This window comes from Streptomyces sp. RLA012, assembly GCF_056270325.1.
This window is the reverse complement of the sequence record NZ_JBWDPA010000002.1, coordinates 1,850,642-1,870,280: the sequence shown is the minus strand read 5'-3', so window position 1 is coordinate 1,870,280 and position 19,639 is coordinate 1,850,642. Positions and strand designations below refer to the sequence as shown.

Below are 19,639 nucleotides of genomic sequence, written 5' to 3'. Positions count from 1 at the left end.
CGCCGAAGCTGGCCGAGATCGCCAAGGACACCGGTGTCGCGACGGCCTGTTCCCAGGGCAGTACGGGCACCTCGACGTCGGCGAGCAGCTCCGCGATCCCGGACCGGAACGCCGACGAACCGGTGCACGTCACCAGCAGTTGCACCCGGAAGTCGTCGTCGAACAGCGGGAGGACGTCGAGGAGTCGCGTCGCGGAGGTCACGTTGTGCACGACGAGCAGGACGCGCCGGCACTGTCCCCGGGTGGCCCACCGGGCGGCGTCGTCCCCGACCGGCACCCGTATCCACTCGTCCGATCCCACGCCCGTACACCGCCCTCGCACCCGTCGCCCCAGCTCACGGCGGGGATGATCGGGCAAGGATAGTCAACGGGAGCTCCGCGCACACCGGCCGCCCCTGAATCCGGCCGGGATGCGCGGAGTGGCTCTGGGTGACCGTGCCGTTTCTTTCCGCTTGTACCTGGCCGATGCTCTTGCCCGAAACGTCAGCTGTCAACCGTGCCCCCCGGGCACACCTCCGCGGAACGGCCGAGTCCCTGGACAGCGCGGGGCTGTTCAGGGACTCGGCCGACGGGGGGTGAGGGTCAGGCCGTCACGGTCGCCCGTCGCGCGGGACGGCGGGGACAGACACGGCGTGCTCCTTCGAGGGAACTCCGGGGACGGGAGTGGCGGCGGGGAGAGGTGCCGGGGCCCTGGGGGTGTACGGGTCGGCCATGCCGGATGCGCGTCTGCTGGATTGCTGCACCCGGACTTAATTGACCCACTGGATAGTTAGTGGCGGAGGGCTACGGACGGTGCGCCCACGTTTCCCGGGTGTCAAGAGGTCGCGCGGAGGGATCTTCCCGAGAGCGGTTCCGCCTCGGTGTCCGTCCCGGTCCGGGTTCTCGGCCCGTCGACCGTGATGGGTTTGCCGTCCCGCGGGTCCTCGAAGGGCCGGTCGGGCATGGTCAGCCCCGAGGAGCCGGTGAGCGCGATGAGCACCGCCTCCTCCAGCTCCGACAGCGGCTGCGGGGTGTGCGGGGAGCGGTGGCTCATGGACCCGGCGGCCACGGACGCGCCCCGGCTCACACGGTGGGTGCGACGGCGCCAGACGGTCTCCAGCAGGGGCCGCGTGAAGAGGTCACGCAGCCCGGGATGATCCTCGGCCGTGGTCATCCCATGCCGCCGTTGCCGGTCGGCCGCACCGCCCGCCACGGCGCGAACGCGCTCGCCCCGCGCGGCAACAGCGCCGCGAGCTCCGGGCAGTGCCGCAGGATGACGGAGTTCATGCCGCCGTTCTCGACCCAGTCGATGCCCAGCGGGGTGTAGACCTCCGGCCGGTAGTCGACGTTGAGGAAGCGGTCGCTCTGCAGGCGTCGCGTCGCCATCAGGATGAAGATCCGGAAGGCGGTGTCGCTGAAGCCGAAACCCTCCGGCGGGTTCTCCGCGAGCAGCCCGACCATGGTGTCGATCTCGTCGACCGAGCGGTAGACCTCCTTGAGCCGCGCCAGGGTCTCGGCGTTCTCGGTCAGTTCCTCGAAGGAGCGGATGCGCTGCTTGTGCATCCCGGCACGGAAGTCGTTGTAGCGCGGGACACCGCGCCGCCGCGTCCGTACGAGGTCCACGACGGACAGATCGATGATCTCGCCGTCCCGTTCGAACCGCTGCAGCGAGCGCGGGAAGTTGTGCAGGGTGATCGCACCCGGGTGGGCGATGCCGAACGAGTACAGCGTGTTCGCCAGTCCCGTCTTGCGGATCTGCGCCTCGGCCGCGCCGCCCTGGATGTCCAGGAAGCCCACGGTCTGCTGCCGCTGCCCGAAGTGGTGGTCGCGCAGCTCGAAGTCGTCCGGGATCAGCGGATGCATGCGGTAGACGGTGACGAAGTCCTCGGTGAGCGAGTACGGCACCCCGTGATGGTCCGGCAGCGTCTTCGGGATGCCCACCTGCGAGTGCGCCTCGAAGAGCCACAGGCCCAGCTGGTTCAGCCAGTTCTTCGGCGGGCCCTGCCAGTTGGTGTGCAGGCCGATGTCGATCGCCTCGGTGGCGAGGATCGCCGGGGTCCACTCCACCGTGTGGATCTTCGCGATCAGCGCGGAGACGACCAGCCGTGCCGTCTGGTAGATCCGCTCCTCGCTCATCGACGGGTACGTGGCGCGCAGCGCGTCGCACACCGCGTTGTGCTCGCGCGCGAAGAGCGTGTGCATCGCGCTGAGCCCCATCCACCAGCTCTCGTTGAAGCCGGTGAGCGGAATGCCGTTCGGACCCGAGGGAAGATGGCCGTCCTCGAGGCGGAGTCCGGCGCCGCCGTCCGACTCGCGCAGGAACCGTGCGGTCTGCTCGCTCTCGCCGTACACCTCCGAGCCGTCCCACCAGTGCGAGGCGACGTTGCCGAAGAAGAGGGGCGGACGGTTTCCCGGCTGTTCGAGTCCCTTGTCCTCGGCGAACCGCATCACGTTCTCCGGCGGACCGCCGGGCGTGTTGTGCCAGCCTCCGCCGCCGGGCGGCAGCGGCACCTCGACACTGCGCTCACCGGGCCCGTAGCGGCGGTGGTTGACCCAGTCGTGCACCTGGAACTGGATCCACGCGGCCGCGAGGATGTTCAGCGAGGTCGCGGGCACGAAGCTGTCGCGCTGCAGGAGCTGTCGGCTGACCGTGACCGGGTTGGGCGTGTCGAACAGGTCGGGACGGTAGTCCGGCCGCAGATTGCGTCCGAAGGCCGCGCCGACGGCGCCCATCCTCGGCGCGGACAGATCGTTGTACGTCCCGTCGTACGACCGCTCCGAGCGCAGCCGCTCGGGGATGGGCTCCGGCACCGGCTGGGCCCGCGGCGGAGCCTCCCGCGTCTCGGAGTCGATCAGGTTGAAGCGGCGCAGCACCTTGCGCAGGAACACCAGGTTCAGCAGGCTCAGCCGCACCGGCAGGCGGTGCCAGGGCACATACCGGTTCAGCAGCGCGAAGGCGGCACCCGTCGGAGCGGCGAGCAGCCGGTTGCGCAGGGGTTCCTCGGTGACGAAGCGCAGCCCGAGCCGGTGTGCGCTGCCCGCCTCGTACGCGGCCTTGCGCGCCCGGTTGATGTTGCCGAGCGGCCGGAAGTCGTCGGTCGTGTACCAGGGGTTGAAGGCGAGGTCCTCGACGCGCCGGGCGGCGGAACGGGCCTCGGCGGCCGTCAGGTCCTGGCGGGGGACGGTGAGCAGGGCCACCGGCACCGCGGGCGCCACCGCCTCCCGCCACTCCACGGAGGCGTCCTCGATCGGGGTGTGCCACTCGTCGACGTACCGCTGTACGCACAGCTCGAAGACGACGTCCGCCTTCGCCAGCCGCTGGGCGATCTCGCGGTACAGGAAGTCCGGGTCGGTGCGGTCGGGGGTGGCTGCCGGGGGACTCCCGGGAGCCGGGCGCAGCAGATAGCGCACCGGGCCCGCCTCGCCCCACAGGACCGCGCCCCTGCTCCAGTACGTCTCACCGGCAAGGGAGTTGACCGTGTGCCGGGTCGCGGCCCGGACGTTGCGGCGCATCCGGTTGGCGGTGCCGATCCCCACGGCCAGCGGCAGCTTCAGGAAGAGCCCGATGACCGTCCGAGCCCGACCTCGGGCGCCTGCCATCGCCTTGGCGAAGGCCACGAACTCGCGTGCGTCGCGGGCGTGCGAGACGGGATAACTGGTCGCCAGCAAGTCGTGGCTCTCCTGCTCCGACACCCGCACGCGTACGGCCGCGCCCCGCAGGTCGGGCGAGCCGTCGCCCTGCCGGATCCCACTGGAGTTGGACAGCCGGACGGTCGCCGGATAGGTGACGCCGGGCTGGGCGAAACCGCAGCGCAGGGCCTCGGGCAGATCGTCGTGGAAGCGCAGCCGCGCGTTCTCCACGGCCACCGGTGCCTTGGCGTGGAGCGCGCGGGAGATTCCGCCGCCGGCCGCCCGCCGGTTCTTGAGCTGCACCGTCATCAGCTCGCGGGCCAGCCGTTCGAACACCAGCCGTTCCGCCTCGGGACTGCCGCCTTCGTACCGCTCGTACTGCTGTTCGTGCTGTTTGTGCTGTTCGTGCTGTCCGGTCTCGGTCATCGGTTGTTTCCTTCGTGCGGATGTGTACGTGCGCCCGTTGTCACCTCTACGAACAATGAGGCGAAAAGTCGCACATCTGCACGTCAAAACATCGAACACGCATACGGTCGAGGTTCGGTCCGACCCCGGAGGGGGCCTCTCTCGCCCCTGGGGACCCGCGCGGTGTACTCGTACACGGGATTCACCCAGTGGAGTGACACGGCCCCGGCCGCACCACGTCAAGGGGTGCGGCCGGGGCCGTGTCACGCGAAGAGGGACTCTGCCGGTGGGCTGTTAAAGGTCGAACTCGTGCGGCGGCAGGTCGAGCGCGAAGCACGCCTCCCGCACGACCGCCTGCTCGGTCTTGTCGAAGTCGCCGTCGGCGCCACCGATGACGATGCCGATCTGGATGACGGCGCGCGCCTCGGCCGGCTTCTTCTTCGCCTTGGCGATCTCCTGGAGGACGCTGACCTTGCCGAAGGCGAAGTCGGCGGTCAGCTTGTTCAGGTTGTCGTCGAAGCGGCGGCGCAGGTCGTCGGCGTCGAAGTTCTGCAACACCTCGTTCGTGGCGATGAGCTGGGCGACGCGCTGCCGCTCGGACGGGTCGACGGAACCGTCCGCCGCGGCGACGAGCGCGCACATCGCCATGCTCGCGTCGCGGAAGGCACCGCTCTTCAGATCGTTCTTCTTCGCCACGAGCTGGGTCTGCATCGTCGACGCGGACTCCTTGATGCGGTCCCACAGGGCCATGAGAACTCCATACGTTGGGGAAGGTCCGGCCCGCCCCGGAGGGCGGACCGTGACCTCTTCGTTTTCTACAGCACCGTAGAAACTAGTGGACCGCCGCAGAAGTTCCTGTGGTGTTCCACTCGGCGATGACAGGATGCCCGTGCTCGGTGGACAGTCGGCTGACGGTCCCTGTCGCGAGCTGGAACAGCCGCCCGTCGGCGACCGGCAGTCCGAGCCGGCGGGCCGTCAGCACGCGCAGGAAGTGGGCGTGCGCCACGAGGATCACGTCGCCGTCGGCGAGCCCCGCCTCGACGCGGGACAGCACACGGTCGGCGCGCTCTCCCACCTGCGTCGGCGACTCGCCGGAATGGCCGTCGGGCCCGGCCGGCACGCCGTCGTTCCACAGGAACCAGTCGGGCCGGGTGCGGTGGATCTCGACGGTCGTGACGCCCTCGTACGCGCCGTAGTCCCACTCGTGCAGATCGGGATCGGGCACGGCCCCGTACAGGCCCGCGAGTTCCGCCGTGCGGACCGCACGGCCCAGCGGGCTGGTGAGCGCGAGTGCGAAGGTGCGGCCGGCGAGCAGCGGGGCGAGGGACTTGGCCTGTTCCTCGCCGTGCTGGGTGAGGGGCAGGTCGGTCCAGCTGGTGTGCTGGCCCGACACGCTCCACTCCGTCTCGCCGTGGCGGACCAGCAGGAGGTCGCCCATGGTCGTTACTTCGCGGACTCGACGGCGTGGCCGCCGAACTGGTTGCGCAGCGCCGCGATCATCTTCATCTGCGGGGAGTCGTCCTGGCGGGAGGCGAACCGGGCGAAGAGGGAGGCGGTGATGGCGGGCAGCGGGACGGCGTTGTCGATGGCCGCCTCGACGGTCCAGCGGCCCTCGCCGGAGTCGTCGGCATAGCCGCGCAGCTTCTCCAGGTGCTCGTCGTCGTCGAGGGCGTTGACGGCGAGGTCGAGGAGCCAGGAGCGGATGACGGTGCCTTCCTGCCAGGAGCGGAAGACCTCGCGTACGTCGGTGACGGAGTGGACCTTCTCCAGGAGCTCCCAGCCCTCGGCGTACGCCTGCATCATGGCGTACTCGATGCCGTTGTGGACCATCTTGGAGAAGTGACCGGCGCCGACCTTGCCGGCGTGCACGAAGCCGGCGTCGCCCTCGGGCTTGAGCGCGTCGAAGATCGGCTGGACGCGCGCGATGTGCTCGGCGTCGCCGCCGACCATCAGCGCATAGCCGTTCTGCAGGCCCCAGACACCGCCGGAGACGCCCGCGTCGACGAAGCCGATGCCCTTGGCGGCGAGCTCCTCGGCGTGCTTCTCGTCGTCGGTCCAGCGCGAGTTGCCGCCGTCGACGACGGTGTCGCCGGGCTCCAGCAGATCGCCGAGTTCGTCGATGACCGACTGGGTCGGGGCGCCGGCGGGGACCATCACCCAGACCACCCGCGGGGCCGCGAGCGCGCCCACGAGTTCGGTCAGGCCGCTCACGTCCGAGACCTCGGGGTTGCGGTCGTAGCCGACGACGGTGTGGCCCGCGCGGCGGATCCGCTCGCGCATGTTGCCGCCCATCTTGCCGAGGCCGATGAGACCCAGCTGCATGGCAGTCATGTCAGTTCACTTCTTTCGGAGGGTGCGGTACGCGGCCACGAGGGCGGCGGTGGAGGGGTCGAGGCCCCTCACGTCGGCGCCCTCGGTCAGCGCTGGTTCCACCCGTTTGGCGAGGACCTTGCCGAGCTCGACGCCCCACTGGTCGAAGGAGTCGATGTTCCAGATCGCGCCCTGGACGAACACCTTGTGCTCGTAGAGGGCGATGAGCTGGCCGAGGACCGAGGGGGTCAGGTCGCTCGCGAGGACGGTGGTGGTCGGGTGGTTGCCCTTGAAGGTCTTGTGCGGGACCAGTTCCTCGGGCACCCCCTCCGCCCGGACCTCGTCGGGCGTCTTGCCGAAGGCCAGCGCCTGGGTCTGCGCGAAGAAGTTCGCCATCAGCAGGTCGTGCTGGGCGGCGAGTTCGCTCTCCAGCTCGTCGACCGGGTTGGCGAAGCCGATGAAGTCCGCCGGGATCAGCTTGGTGCCCTGGTGGATGAGCTGGTAGTAGGCGTGCTGCCCGTTGGTGCCGGGCGTGCCCCACACCACCGGCCCGGTCTGCCATTCCACCGGGTCGCCGTCGCGGTCCACGGACTTGCCGTTGGACTCCATGTCCAGCTGCTGCAGATACGCGGTGAACTTGGACAGGTAGTGCGAGTACGGGAGCACCGCGTGCGACTGGGCGTCGAAGAAGTTGCCGTACCAGACGCCCAGCAGACCGAGCAGCAGGGGCGCGTTGGCCTCGGCGGGCGCGGTGCGGAAGTGCTCGTCGACGATCCTGAACCCGTCGAGCAGCTCCCGGAACCGGTCCGCTCCGATGGCGATCATCAACGACAGGCCGATCGCCGAGTCGAAGGAGTAGCGTCCGCCGACCCAGTCCCAGAAGCCGAACATGTTGGCCGTGTCGATGCCGAAGTCCGACACCTTCTCGGCGTTGGTCGACAGCGCCACGAAGTGCTTGGCGACGGCCTTCTCCTCACCGTCGAGCCCGGCGAGCAGCCAGGTCCGCGCCGAGGTGGCGTTGGTGATGGTCTCGATGGTGGTGAAGGTCTTGGAGGCGATGATGAACAGCGTCTCCGCCGGGTCCAGGTCCCGGGTCGCCTCGTGCAGGTCGGCGCCGTCCACGTTGGACACGAACCGGACGGTCAGCGAGCGGTCGGTGAAGGCCCGCAGCGCCTCGTACGCCATGGCCGGTCCGAGGTCGGAGCCGCCGATGCCGATGTTGACGACGTTCCTGATGCGCCGGCCGGTGTGGCCGGTCCACTCACCCGAACGGACCCGCTCGGCGAAGCCGGCCATCCTGTCGAGCACGGCGTGCACGCCCGGGACGACGTTCTCGCCGTCGACCTCGATCACCGCGTCCCGCGGGGCGCGCAGCGCGGTGTGCAGCACGGCCCGGTCCTCGGTGACGTTGATTTTTTCCCCGCGGAACATCGCGTCCCGCAGCCCTGACACATCGGTGGCGACGGCCAGTTCCTGGAGCAGGGCGAGCGTCTCGTCCGTGATCAGGTGCTTGGAGTAGTCGATACGCAGATCGCCGACCCGCACGACATAGCGCTCCGCACGGGCGGGGTCGGCGGCGAACAGCTCACGCAGCTGCGGATGGAGCAGACCGTCCGCGCGGTGGTCCTCCAGGGCCACCCACTCCGGGCGCCGTGTGAGCTTGGGGGAGTCAGACATGACGGGGGGTCTCCTTGGTGCCCTCGCCGCGCAGGGCGATGGCGTACATCTCGTCCGCGTCGAGGCGGCGCAGCTCCTCGGCGATCAGCTCGGAAGTGGTGCGCACCTTCAGCGCGAGGGTGCGGGAGGGCTGACCGGGCAACGACAGCGTGGCCAGCGGGCCCTCCGGGCGGTCGATCACGATCTCGCCGTTCGCCGTGCCGAGCCGTACGGCCGTGACCACCGGACCGGCGGTGACGACCCGCTCGACCGGCACGGAGAGCCGGGCGCCGAGCCAGCGGGCGAGCAGTTCGGCGCTGGGGTTCTCGGCCTCGCTCTCCACGGCGGCCGAGATCACCTTCGTACGGGCCTGGTCGAGCGCGGCGGCCAGCATCGAGCGCCACGGCGTCAGCCGGGTCCACGCCAGGTCGGTGTCGCCGGGCGCGTACGAGGTGACGCGGGCGTCGAGGGCGGTGAGCGGGGCCTCGACGGCGTACATGTCGGTGATGCGGCGCTGGGCGAGGGCGCCCAGCGGGTCCTTGGCGGGCACGTCGGGGGCGTCCACCGGCCACCAGACCACGACGGGCGCGTCGGGCAGCAGCAGCGGCAGGACCACCGAGTCGGCGTGGTCGGACACCTCGCCGTACAGGCGCAGTACGACCGTCTCACCGGTGCCGGCGTCGGCGCCCACCCGGACCTCGGCGTCGAGGTGCGAGGCCGTGCGGTCGCGCGGGGTGCGGACGTGCCGCTTGATGACGACCAGGGTGCGCGAGGGGTGCTCGCGGGAGGCCTCCTCGGCCGCCTTGATCGCGTCGTACGCGTTCTCTTCGTCGGTGACGATGACCATCGTCAGGACCATGCCCACGGCGGGGGTGCCGATGGCCCGGCGCCCCTGCACTAGCGCCTTGTTGATCTTGCTTGCCGTGGTGTCGGTCAGGTCGATCTTCATGGCCTGCGCCAGCTCCGTCCGTCTCGTGCGAGCATCTCGTCGGCTTCCTTCGGACCCCAGCTGCCCGAGGGGTACTGCGCGGGCCGGCCGTGGGTCTCCCAGTGTTCCTCGATCGGGTCGAGGATCTTCCAGGACTCTTCCACCTCCTGGTGACGGGGGAAGAGATTGGCGTCGCCGAGCAGGACATCCAGGATCAGCCGTTCGTACGCCTCCGGGCTGGACTCGGTGAACGACTCGCCGTACGCGAAGTCCATCGTGACGTCCCGGATCTCCATCGACGTACCCGGGACCTTCGATCCGAAGCGCACCGTCATGCCCTCGTCGGGCTGCACGCGGATGACGATCGCGTTCTGGCCGAGCTCCTCGGTGGCGGTCGAGTCGAAGGGGGAGTGCGGGGCGCGCTGGAGGACCACCGCGATCTCCGTCACCCTTCGGCCCAGGCGCTTGCCGGTCCGGAGGTAGAAGGGGACTCCGGCCCAGCGGCGGTTGTCGACCTCCAGCTTGACGGCCGCGTAGGTGTCGGTCGTCGACCCGGGGTCGATGCCGTCCTCCTGCAGATAGCCGCTCACCTTCTCGCCGCCCTGCCAGCCCGTCGCGTACTGCCCGCGCACGGTGTGCTCGCCCAGGCTCTCCGGCAGCTTCACCGACTTGAGGACCTTCAGCTTCTCGGTCAGCAGCGACTCGGCGTCGAAGGCGATCGGCTCCTCCATGGCGGTCAACGCCATGAGCTGGAGGAGGTGGTTCTGGATGACGTCACGGGCCGAACCGATGCCGTCGTAGTAGCCGGCCCGGCCGCCGATGCCGATGTCCTCGGCCATGGTGATCTGGACGTGGTCGACGTACGACCGGTTCCAGATCGGCTCGTACATCTGGTTGGCGAAGCGGAGCGCCAGGATGTTCTGGACGGTCTCCTTGCCGAGGTAGTGGTCGATGCGGAAGACCTGCTCGGGGTCGAACACGTCGTGCACGAGCGCGTTCAGCTCCCGCGCGCTGTGCAGGTCGTGCCCGAACGGCTTCTCGATCACCGCGCGCCGCCAGGAACCCTCCGGCGGGGTCGCCAGCCCGTGCTTCTTGAGCTGCTGGACGACCTTCGGGAAGAACTTCGGCGGTACGGAGAGGTAGAAGGCGTAGTTGCCACTGGTGCCCCGGGAGGCGTCCAGCTCCTCGACGGCCTCGCGCAGCTGCTTGAACGCCGTGTCGTCGTCGAAGTCGCCCGGGATGAACCGCATCCCCTCGGCGAGCTGCTGCCAGACCTCCTCGCGGAACTCCGTCCGCGCGTGCTCACGCACCGAGTCGTGCACGATCTGCGCGAAGTCCTCGTCCTCCCAGTCGCGCCGGGCGAACCCGAGGAGCGAGAAGCCCGGCGGGAGCAGACCGCGGTTGGCGAGGTCGTAGACCGCGGGCATCAGCTTCTTGCGGGACAGGTCGCCGGTGACGCCGAAGATGACGAGACCGGAGGGGCCCGCGATCCGCGGCAGCCGACGGTCCCGCGGATCGCGCAGCGGGTTGGTCCACTCCTCGGCCTCAGCGGCCCCGGCACCGGTCCCGGCGGCCTTCACACCGCCCGGTTCCACGGCCGCGTCACCGGATCCCGCCGCCGGGGCGGCCGCTTCCTGCGCAGCGCCGTCGGGAAGCGCTTCATCCGTGGTCATTCCCCCTCAACTCCCTTGCGGCTCAGCGAGGTCGCCACCGCGTCCAGCAGGTCGCCCCAGGCCGCCTCGAACTTCGAGACACCCTCGTCCTCCAGCTGCTTCACGACCTCGTCGTACGAGATCCCGAGCCCCTCCACGGCCGCCAGGTCGGCGCGCGCCTGCGGGTAGCCGCCGGTCACCGAGTCGCCGTGGATGTCACCGTGGTCGGCGGTGGCGTCGAGCGTCGCCTCCGGCATGGTGTTGACGGTGCCCGGCGCGACCAGTTCGTCGACGTACAGGGTGTCCTTGTACGCGGGGTCCTTGACGCCCGTCGAGGCCCACAGGGGGCGCTGCTTGGTGGCGCCGGCCGGGGCGAGGGCGGTCCAGCGGGCCGAGCCGAAGACCTCTTCGTACGCCTCGTACGCGAGCCGGGCGTTGGCGAGCGCCGCCCTGCCCTTGAGGGCGAGGGCCTCGTCGGTGCCGACCTTCGCCAGCCGCTTGTCGATCTCGCTGTCGACGCGGGAGACGAAGAAGGAGGCGACGGAGTGGACGGTGGCGAGGTCGACGCCCGCGGCGGCGGCCTTCTCCAGGCCCGCCAGGTAGGCGTCCATGACCTCGCGGTAGCGCTCCAGGGAGAAGATCAGCGTGACGTTGACGCTGATGCCGAGGCCGATGACCTCGGTGATCGCCGGGAGACCGGCCTTCGTCGCCGGGATCTTGATCATCACGTTCGGGCGGTCGACCAGCCAGGCGAGCTGCTTGGCCTCGGCGATGGTGGCCGCGGTCTCGTGGGCCAGCCGGGGGTCGACCTCGATGGAGACCCGGCCGTCCCGGCCACCGGTCGCGTCGTACACCGGGCGCAGGATGTCGGCGGCGGCGCGGACGTCGGCCGTAGTCATCATCCGGACGGCCTCGTCGACCGTCACACCGCGCTCGGCGAGGTCGGCGAGCTGCTCCTCGTATCCCTCGCCCGAGCCGATGGCCGCCTGGAAGATGGAGGGGTTGGTGGTGACGCCCACCACGTGCTTGGTCGCGATGAGTTCGGCGAGGTTGCCGGACGCGATCCGCTTGCGCGAGAGGTCGTCCAGCCAGATGGAGACGCCTTCGTCGGAGAGGCGCTTGAGGGGTACCGCGGTCGCGGTTGCTTCGGTCACAGTGATCATCTTCCTTCGTGCGAACGGATCAACCGCGCGCGGCGGTGAGGCCTGTAGTTGAATTGAGCACAGCCCGGGCGGCGGCGGCGACGTTCTCGGCCGTGAAGCCGAACTCGGCGAACAGCGTGCCGGCATCGGCGGAGGCGCCGAAGTGTTCGAGTGAAACGATGCGTCCTGCGTCACCTACGTACCGGTACCAAGTCAGACCGATGCCCGCCTCGACCGCCACGCGGGCCTTCACGGACGGCGGAAGGACGCTTTCCCGGTACTCCGGGGACTGCTCCTCGAACCATTCCACCGACGGCATCGACACGACCCGGGTGCCGATCCCCTCGGCCTCCAGCAGCTCGCGCGCCTCGACGGCGAGGTGCACCTCGGAGCCGGTGGCGATCAGGACCAGGTCGGGCGTCCCGGTGGAGGAGTCCCGCAGCACGTAACCGCCCTTCGCCGCCTCCTCGTTGCGCGCGTAGGTCGGTACGCCCTGGCGGGTCAGCGCCAGGCCGTGCGGGGCCGGGTTGGCGGCGTGCCGCTTGAGGATCTCGGCCCAGGCGACGGCGGTCTCGTTGGCGTCGGCCGGGCGGACGATGTTCAGGCCCGGGATGGCGCGCAGCGAGGCCAGGTGTTCGACCGGCTGATGGGTCGGACCGTCCTCGCCCAGCCCGATCGAGTCATGGGTCCAGACATAGGTGACGGGGAGTTGCATGAGGGCGGAGAGACGGACGGCGTTGCGCATGTAGTCGGAGAACACCAGGAAGGTGCCGCCGTAGATGCGGGTGTTGCCGTGCAGGGCGATGCCGTTCATCTCCGCGGCCATGGAGTGCTCACGGATACCGAAGTGGACGGTACGGCCGTACGGGTCGGCCCCCGGCAGCGGGTTGCCCTCCGGCAGGAAGGAGGACGTCTTGTCGATGGTGGTGTTGTTCGAGCCGGCCAGGTCGGCGGAACCGCCCCACAGTTCGGGGATGACCGCGCCGAGCGCCTGGAGCACCTTGCCGGAGGCGGCCCGGGTCGCGACCGCCTTGCCCTCCTCGAACACCGGCAGCTCGGCTTCCCAGCCCGCGGGCAGGGAGCCGGCCAGGATCCGGTCGAAGAGGCCGGCGCGCTCGGGCTGCGCGGTGCGCCACTCGGCGATCCGCTTGTCCCAGGCGGCGTGCTCCTCGGCACCCCGGTCGAGCGCCGCGCGGGCGTGGGCGAGCACGTCCGCGTCGACCTGGAAGGTCTGTTCGGGGTCGAAGCCCAGCAGCCGCTTGGTGGCGGCGACCTCGTCCGCGCCGAGCGCGGAGCCGTGCGAGGCCTCGGTGTTCTGCGCGTTCGGTGCGGGCCAGGCGATGATCGTGCGCATCGCGATGATGGAGGGCCGCCCGGTCTCCGCCCGTGCCGCCGTCAGCGCCGCGTACAGGGCGTGGACGTCGATGTCGCCGTCCGCCGAGGGCTCGATCCGCTGCACGTGCCAGCCGTACGCCTCGTACCGCTTCAGCACGTCCTCGGAGAACGCGGTCGCGGTGTCGCCCTCGATGGAGATGTGGTTGTCGTCGTAGACGAAGACGAGGTTGCCGAGCTTCTGATGACCCGCGAGGGAGGAGGCCTCGGCGGAGATGCCCTCCTCCAGGTCGCCGTCCGACACGATGCCCCAGATCGTGTGGTCGAAGGGCGACTCACCCTGCGGCGCGTCGGGGTCGAACAGACCGCGCTCGTAGCGGGCGGCCATCGCCATGCCCACCGCGTTGGCGACACCCTGGCCCAGCGGGCCGGTGGTGGTCTCCACCCCCGCGGTGTGCCCGTACTCCGGATGCCCCGGCGTCTTCGAACCGTGCGTACGGAACGCCTTCAGATCGTCCAGCTGCAGTTCGTAGCCGGAGAGGAAGAGCTGGGTGTAAAGGGTCAGAGAGGTGTGACCGGGGGAGAGAACGAAGCGGTCGCGGCCGGTCCACTCCGGGTCGGCGGGATCGTGTCGCATCACCTTCTGAAAGATCGTGTACGCGGCCGGGGCCAGACTCATCGCGGTGCCCGGGTGGCCGTTTCCGACCTTCTGTACGGCGTCAGCGGCCAGGATGCGGGCGGTGTCGACGGCTCGCCGGTCGAGCTCGGTCCATTCGAGGCCGTCAGGGCTCTGCGTACTCATCTTCAAGAAGTCCTCACTGGATCTGGAATCGCTGGTGGAACGCCTTCAAAACTAAAAGTCTGACTTTTGCCGGGGAAGGTGTCCGTGTGTCAGCCTTCGGTGAAAGTGGGACACGGAGTGCCGCAGCGAGCCGACGCGAGAGGGACATGACAGACAGAACCACCCAAGGCGGTGCCGGGGGCGAGGGCGGTACCCAGGACGGGATCAGGACCTTCCCCTTCCCGGTCGATCTGAGCCTGTCGGGCGTCGGTATGCAGGTCGGTGCGATGGGGACCGAACGCGTCTGGCACGCGGACGCCCCGCTGGAACGCGTGCACCGCATCGACTTCCACATCGTGATGCTCTTCCACGAGGGCCCGGTCCGGCACATGATCGACTTCGCCGAGTACGAGGTCTCCGCGGGCGACCTCCTCTGGATCCGCCCCGGTCAGGTGCACCGCTTCTCCCGCACCGACCGTTACCGCGGCACCGTCCTGATCATGCAGCCCGGCTTCCTGCCCCGGGCCACCGTCGAGGCGACCGGCCTCTACCGCTACGACCAGCCCCCGCTGCTGCGCCCCGACGCCGCCCGACTGGCCGGTCTGGAGCACTCGCTCGCCCAGCTGGAACGGGAGTACGTCGACACGACCACGCTGCCGCTCAGCCTGCACACCTCGGTGCTGCGGCACTCCCTCACCGCGTTCCTGCTCCGCCTCGCCCATCTCGCGGCCAGCTCCGCCGAGGCGGCCCGCGAGCAGAGCGACACCACCTTCACCCGCTTCCGGGACGCGGTCGAGAAGGGCTTCGCCACCAACCACAGCGTCAGCGCCTACGCCGACGCCCTCGGCTACTCACGCCGCACCCTGGTCCGCGCGGTGCGCGCGGCCACCGGCGAGACTCCGAAGGGCTTCATCGACAAGCGGGTCACCCTGGAGGCCAAGCGCCTGCTCGCCCACACGGAGATGCCCATCGGGCGCATAGGCGCCGCCGTGGGCTTCCCGGACTCGGCGAACTTCTCCAAGTTCTTCCACCAGCACACGGGGACGAGCCCGGTGGCGTTCCGGGCGGAGCTGCGCTGAGACCGTGCCGGGGACGCCGGGGACGCCGACGAAGCCGAGGAAAAGGGGCGGGCCCGTGGGCCCGCCCCTTCGCTCCTCGCGCTGCTCGCCGCCGAACTCCCGTGTCAGTGCCCGAAGTCGAACCAGTTGACGTTCACGAAGTCGGCCGGCTGGCCGCTGGTGAAGGTCAGATAGACGTCATGGGTGCCGGTGACGCCGGTGATGTTGGCCGGGACCGTCCGCCAGCTCTGCCAGCCGCCGCTGTTGCCAATGGCGAAACTCCCGACGGGCGTGTTCGTACGGCTGTCGAGGCGCACCTCGACCAGACCGCTGACCCCGCTCGCCGCACCGCTCGCGACCCGGGCGTAGAACTGCGTGGCCGCCGTGGAGCCGAAGTTCACGCCCTTGTAGAGCGCCCAGTCACCGTTCGCGAGCGAGCCGATGTCCTGGCCGCCGCCGGTGTCCGTGGTGGTCTCGGTGCCGGTGCCCGACTGGCTGTCGTAGGACTCGGCCTGGATGGCGCTGTAGGCGTCGCGGTTGCCGGTCGGGGGCGGTGTGGTTCCGCCTCCACTGGCCTGCAGCACCTGGACGTAGTCCACCACCAGCGGGTGGCCGGGCACGGTGCCGCTGTCCGGACCGCCGCCGAACGCCGCCGGGAAGCCGCCGCCCATCGCCACGTTCAGAATGATGAAGTAGCCGTGGTTGGTGGCGTTCGCCCAGGTGGTCGCGTCGACCTGGTTCGCCCTGACCGTGTGGAAGTTGACGCCGTCGAGGTAGAAGCGGACCTCCTCGGGGCTTGTCGACCGGTCCCACTCCATCGCGTATGTGTGGAAGCCGGCCTGACAGGTCGTGCCGGCGCAGGCGGTGTTCCCGCCGATACCGGTCGTCTCGTTGCAGGGGCCGCCCGGGTTGGTGCCGCAGTGCACGGTGGCCCACTCGGTGTTGAGGCCCTGGACGTTCTCCATGATGTCCAGCTCGCCGACGCTCGGCCAGTTCTGGTAGTTGCCGCGGTAGGGCGCGCCCAGCATCCAGAAGGCGGGCCAGTAGCCCTTGGCGGCGGCGCCGGTGACGTTCGGCATCTGGATCCGCGCCTCGACGTGCAGCTTGCCGCCGGCGGGCGGCTGGAAGTCGGTGCGGTTGGTCTCGATGCGGCCCGAGGTCCAGTTGCCGGAGGCGTCCCGACGCGGGGTGATCAGCAGGTTGCCGTTGCCGTCGAGTGCCACGTTGTTGGTGCTGGAGGTCATCGTCTCGACCTCGCCGGTGCCCCAGTTGGCGGCGCCGCCCGGATAGCTGGTGCCCGTGTCGTACTGCCAGTTGGTGGTGCTGACGCCGGATCCGGCGGCGCCGTTGAAGTCGTCGACGAAGACCTGGGTCCAGCCGGAGGGGGGTGTCGGGGCGGACGCGTCCGCGGGGAGGACTGCGGCCACCGCCAGGGTCAGCGTGCCGACCGCAGCCAGAAGTATGCGCCGCAGGGGGCCGCGTCTGACAGGTGTGCCGGAGGTTTCACTCATGAATGCCTCTTCGGTACGGAGTGGGGGTGCGCGGGTACTGCTGAGAGCGCTCTCACGCAAGGTGCGCGGCCAATGTGCTCTCTGTCACTCCGACCGTCAAGAGGTAAAGCCGATAAACTCCTTTACCTGTGGGGGAGTTCAGGCAATGAAAGGTGGGATGTGCGGGGCCGCGGCCCCGGCATGATCCGCCGGACAGGCCCTGGAGGAGCCCTAGAGGGCGCTCCCCGCCTTCCAGTCCGCCCAGGACACGTTCCAGCCGTTGAGGCCGTTGGACGGCTCGACGGTCTTCTCGCCCGAGTTCTTCACGACGACGACGTCGCCGAGCATCGAACCGGCGTAGAACTTGTAGCCCGCCACGGAGCTGTCGTTCGCGCCCTTGGCGTCGTGCAGGCCGATACAGCCGTGGCTGGTGTTGGTGGAGCCGAAGACCGAGGTCGAGGCCCAGTAGTTGCCGTGCACGAAGGTGCCGGAGGTGGTCAGGCGCTGGGCGTGCGGCACGTCCGCGATGTCGTACTCGTCGCCGAGCCCGACGGTCGAGGACTCCATCCGGGTCTGCGTGAACCGCTCGCTGATCACCATGATCCCGGACCAGGTGGTGTGGTCGGCGTCGCCGCCGCTCACCGGGTAGGTGGCGAGGGTGGAGCCGTCGCGCTCGACGGTCATGGTCTTCTTCGCCAGATCGACCGTGCTGATCTGGCGGCGGCCGATGTGGAAGGTGACGTCCTTGGACTGGGTGCCGTAGACGCCGTCCGTGCCCTCGACGTCCTTCAGCCGCAGACTCAGCGTGATCTTCGTGCCCGCGGCCCAGTACTCCTCGGGCCGGAAGTCGAGCCGGGTGTCGCTGAACCAGTGCCCGACCACCTCGACCGCGGGCTCCGCCGTCACCGTGATCGCCTTCTGCACGGCGGCCCGGTCCCGCACGGCCTCGGTGAAGTTGATCGACACGGGCATGCCGACACCGGAGGTCGAATTCGCCTCGGGCGTGAAATAACCCACGAACGTTTTCGAGGGCTGCTTCGTGACGAAGCTCGCGCTCTGCGCGGCGGCGCCCTTCGGTGTGGCCGTGACCGTGTATTTGGTGCCCGAGTAAGGGTTTTTCGTGGACGTCCATTTCGTACGGGCGTCATTGAAGGATCCGGCCAGGGTGGAGCCGTCGTTTCCGCTGACCTCGACGCTCGCGAGCGTGCCGTCGCTGACGGTGACCTCGACCGGGCTCGTGAAACCGGCCTTCTTCGTGCCGTCGGCCGGGGTGACGGTCACGGTCAGCGTCTTGACCTCGGCTTCCGTGCTCGCCTTCGCCTTCGCCTGCCCGTTCGCTGTCGCTGTCGTCCCCTCGGAGGCGTCCGCCGAGCCGCTGCAGCCGGCCAGAACGCCGACGGCCGGCACGGCACCGAGGACGGCGAGCACCCCGCGCCGCGACCACGCCTGCCGCTCGGACCGGTTCGGTATCTGAGGCTCGGACCGGTTCGATGTGTTCGGGACGCTCACGGCACGCCTTTCCTGGATGACCACCACGACTGCTGGTGCATCCTGCGCCGCCTTCCTGGGGTGACTCTTTGAAACCCGGGGCCGCCGTCTGAGATTTGCGTGAAGAGGGCCTGAGAATCGGCCTGAAGGAACGGAGCGCGGCAAGGTGTGAGGCGCCGTCCGAGGGAACGGGGAGTGCCGTGGAGAGGGGCGGGGAGGCACGGCTCGTGCATTCGGCCGACGTGACCCACGGTGATCGTCGGCAACGGCAGCGACGGGCAGAACGTCGCCATCTGGGCCTACGGCGTCCCGGCCGCCCTGGAGCGCGGTGGGAACGCGCTCGTCTACGACGGGCCGGGGCAGGGGCAGTTGCTTTTCGCGGACCGGGTGGTCCGCACGCTGACGGCTCCCAAGGATTACGTGGGCCGCCGACCGTCCGGCGGTCCACCCCGCGGGGAGGCCGACCGTGCCGCCCCGCCCCGCTACGGCCCGGCGCGGGCGTTCGGTCCGGCGCGGGCGTCGGCTCAGGTGCCGGCCAACGGCCGGGTGCCCTCCGTGCCCGGCTCGGTCCGTGTCCGTGGCTGCCAGCCGAGTGCCCGGGAGATCCCGCGTGCGGCCAGCCGTACCGCCGGGACCAGCGTGGGGACCTGGGCGTCGTGCTGGGGGACCACGACGGACACCGCGGCGACCACCGTGCCGCCCGCGCCGCGCACCGGAGCGGCCACCGACAGGGCGTCGTCGGTGACCTGACGGCTGCTCACCGCCACTCCGGTGCGGCGCACTTCGGCGAGCGCGCGGCGCAGCCGGACCCCGTCGGTGAGGGTGTGCGGGGTGAACGCGGCCAACGGCCCCGAGCAGTAGGCGTCCTGGAACGCCGGGGTGTCGTGGGCCAGCAGCGCGAGGCCCACTCCCGTCGCGTGCAGCGGCCAGCGGGCGCCCACCTGGATGCGTACGCCGACCGCGGAGCGTCCGGAGATCCACTCGATGTAGACGACCTCGGAACCGTCCCGGACCGCCATCTGCACGTTCTCGTGCGTGGCCTCGTACAGGTCCTCCAGGTACGGCAGCGCGGTCTGGCGCAGGGCGAGCCCGCGGGGGGCGAGGACCGCGAGCTCCCACAGGCGCAGCCCCACGTGGTAGACGCCGCCCGTGTCCCGTTCCAGCGCGCCCCAGCCGGTGAGGGCGGTCACCAGCCGGTGGGCGGTGGTGAGGGTGAGTCCGGCCCGGCGGCTGATGTCCGTCAGGCAGAGCGCCGGGTGCTCGTGGTCGAAGGCCGCGAGCACGGCGAGCAGACGGTCGGGCGCGGACCGGGTGGTCATGAGTTCAGTTCGGTTTCCGCGACCCGTTGCAGAAGCGCGTGCAGGGTGGCCCGCTCGGCGGGGTCGAGGGGCTGGAGCAGGTCGTTCGTGACCCGCAGACCGGCCTCGTCCGTGCCGCGCAGGAAGGCGCGGCCCTCCTCGGTCAGGACGACGATCCGGCTGCGGCGGTCGTCCGGCGACGGGCGGCGCTCGGCGAGACCGAGCTTCTCCAGATCGTCGACGAGCCCGACGATCGCGCTGGGGTCGTAGCCGAGCCGCGAGCTCAGCTCCCGCTGGAGGGCGCCCTCGGAGGTGGCGAGGAAGCGCAGCAGCGCGTAGTGGCGCAGCCGTAGTCCCGACTCCTGGAGGAAGGTGTTGAACAGCTGGCCCGAACGCAGCCCCAGCCGGTACAGCAGATAGCCGGTGTCCGCGTGCAGTCCGCGCATCCACGGCTCCTGGGCGTCGATGGGGGCGGGACTGGCGGCCGGGC

15 protein-coding genes are annotated in these 19,639 nt (G+C 70.1%); 1 reads left to right on the top strand and 14 read right to left on the bottom strand.

The genetic code is table 11. From position 1 onward, the window contains the following. Positions 1-814: 814 nt before the first annotated feature. The 10 genes from RV986_RS08835 to tkt form a co-directional block, all read right to left on the bottom strand. The gene (locus RV986_RS08835) at positions 815-1,153 is read right to left on the bottom strand and encodes a hypothetical protein (RefSeq protein WP_475916858.1); all 339 of its coding nucleotides are present in this window, start codon (positions 1,151-1,153) and stop codon (positions 815-817) included. Next, positions 1,150-4,035 carry a peroxidase family protein gene (locus tag RV986_RS08830; protein ID WP_475916857.1) on the bottom strand — a complete coding sequence of 962 codons (2,886 nt, stop codon included), beginning with the start codon at positions 4,033-4,035 and terminating at the stop codon, positions 1,150-1,152. The genes RV986_RS08835 and RV986_RS08830 overlap by 4 nt, the downstream gene beginning before the upstream one ends. A 273-nt stretch (positions 4,036-4,308) precedes the next feature. Further along, a complete protein-coding gene (locus RV986_RS08825; protein ID WP_168531046.1) occupies positions 4,309-4,764 on the bottom strand; it encodes a tellurite resistance TerB family protein in 456 nt (151 codons plus the stop codon). Between the two features lie 82 nt (positions 4,765-4,846). Beyond that, positions 4,847-5,452, bottom strand: coding sequence for a histidine phosphatase family protein (locus tag RV986_RS08820; RefSeq protein ID WP_475916856.1), 606 nt, complete (start codon positions 5,450-5,452; stop codon positions 4,847-4,849). A 5-nt stretch (positions 5,453-5,457) separates the two neighbouring features. Continuing rightward, entirely contained in the window at positions 5,458-6,336 is an 879-nt protein-coding gene (gene gnd, locus RV986_RS08815) for a phosphogluconate dehydrogenase (NAD(+)-dependent, decarboxylating) (protein WP_475924220.1), read from the bottom strand. A 15-nt stretch (positions 6,337-6,351) separates the two neighbouring features. Continuing rightward, complete coding sequence (gene pgi, locus RV986_RS08810) at positions 6,352-8,001, bottom strand: glucose-6-phosphate isomerase (RefSeq protein WP_475916855.1); 1,650 nt, start codon at positions 7,999-8,001, stop codon at positions 6,352-6,354. Then, complete coding sequence (gene opcA, locus RV986_RS08805) at positions 7,994-8,929, bottom strand: glucose-6-phosphate dehydrogenase assembly protein OpcA (RefSeq protein ID WP_475916854.1); 936 nt, start codon at positions 8,927-8,929, stop codon at positions 7,994-7,996. Before opcA ends, pgi begins: the two co-directional genes overlap by 8 nt. Then, positions 8,926-10,581 (bottom strand): glucose-6-phosphate dehydrogenase, encoded by a 1,656-nt coding sequence (gene zwf, locus RV986_RS08800; RefSeq protein ID WP_475916853.1) that lies wholly within the window; start codon positions 10,579-10,581, stop codon positions 8,926-8,928. Before zwf ends, opcA begins: the two co-directional genes overlap by 4 nt. Beyond that, on the bottom strand, positions 10,578-11,723 hold the full coding sequence (tal, locus tag RV986_RS08795) for a transaldolase (RefSeq protein WP_475916852.1): 1,146 nt from the start codon (positions 11,721-11,723) through the stop codon (positions 10,578-10,580). The genes zwf and tal overlap by 4 nt, the downstream gene beginning before the upstream one ends. A gap of 19 nt (positions 11,724-11,742) precedes the next feature. Further along, positions 11,743-13,836: a transketolase gene (tkt, locus tag RV986_RS08790; protein WP_475916851.1), complete on the bottom strand. Its 2,094-nt coding sequence runs from the start codon at positions 13,834-13,836 to the stop codon at positions 11,743-11,745. Between the two features lie 146 nt (positions 13,837-13,982). Here tkt and RV986_RS08785 point away from each other — a divergent pair, with 146 nt between their 5' ends. Then, positions 13,983-14,894 carry a helix-turn-helix transcriptional regulator gene (locus tag RV986_RS08785; protein WP_475916850.1) on the top strand — a complete coding sequence of 304 codons (912 nt, stop codon included), beginning with the start codon at positions 13,983-13,985 and terminating at the stop codon, positions 14,892-14,894. A gap of 104 nt (positions 14,895-14,998) precedes the next feature. Here the strand turns inward: RV986_RS08785 and RV986_RS08780 are convergent, their stop codons facing one another. From RV986_RS08780 to RV986_RS08765, 4 genes are all read right to left on the bottom strand, one after another. Continuing rightward, the gene (locus tag RV986_RS08780) at positions 14,999-16,384 is read right to left on the bottom strand and encodes a glycoside hydrolase family 16 protein (protein ID WP_475916849.1); all 1,386 of its coding nucleotides are present in this window, start codon (positions 16,382-16,384) and stop codon (positions 14,999-15,001) included. A gap of 210 nt (positions 16,385-16,594) precedes the next feature. Next, the gene (locus tag RV986_RS08775; protein WP_475916848.1) at positions 16,595-17,872 is read right to left on the bottom strand and encodes an Ig-like domain-containing protein; all 1,278 of its coding nucleotides are present in this window, start codon (positions 17,870-17,872) and stop codon (positions 16,595-16,597) included. A 503-nt stretch (positions 17,873-18,375) separates the two neighbouring features. Then, entirely contained in the window at positions 18,376-19,170 is a 795-nt protein-coding gene (locus RV986_RS08770) for an IclR family transcriptional regulator (protein ID WP_475916847.1), read from the bottom strand. After that, positions 19,167-19,595: a MarR family winged helix-turn-helix transcriptional regulator gene (locus RV986_RS08765; protein WP_475916846.1), complete on the bottom strand. Its 429-nt coding sequence runs from the start codon at positions 19,593-19,595 to the stop codon at positions 19,167-19,169. Before RV986_RS08765 ends, RV986_RS08770 begins: the two co-directional genes overlap by 4 nt. Between the last annotated feature and the right edge of the window lie 44 nt (positions 19,596-19,639).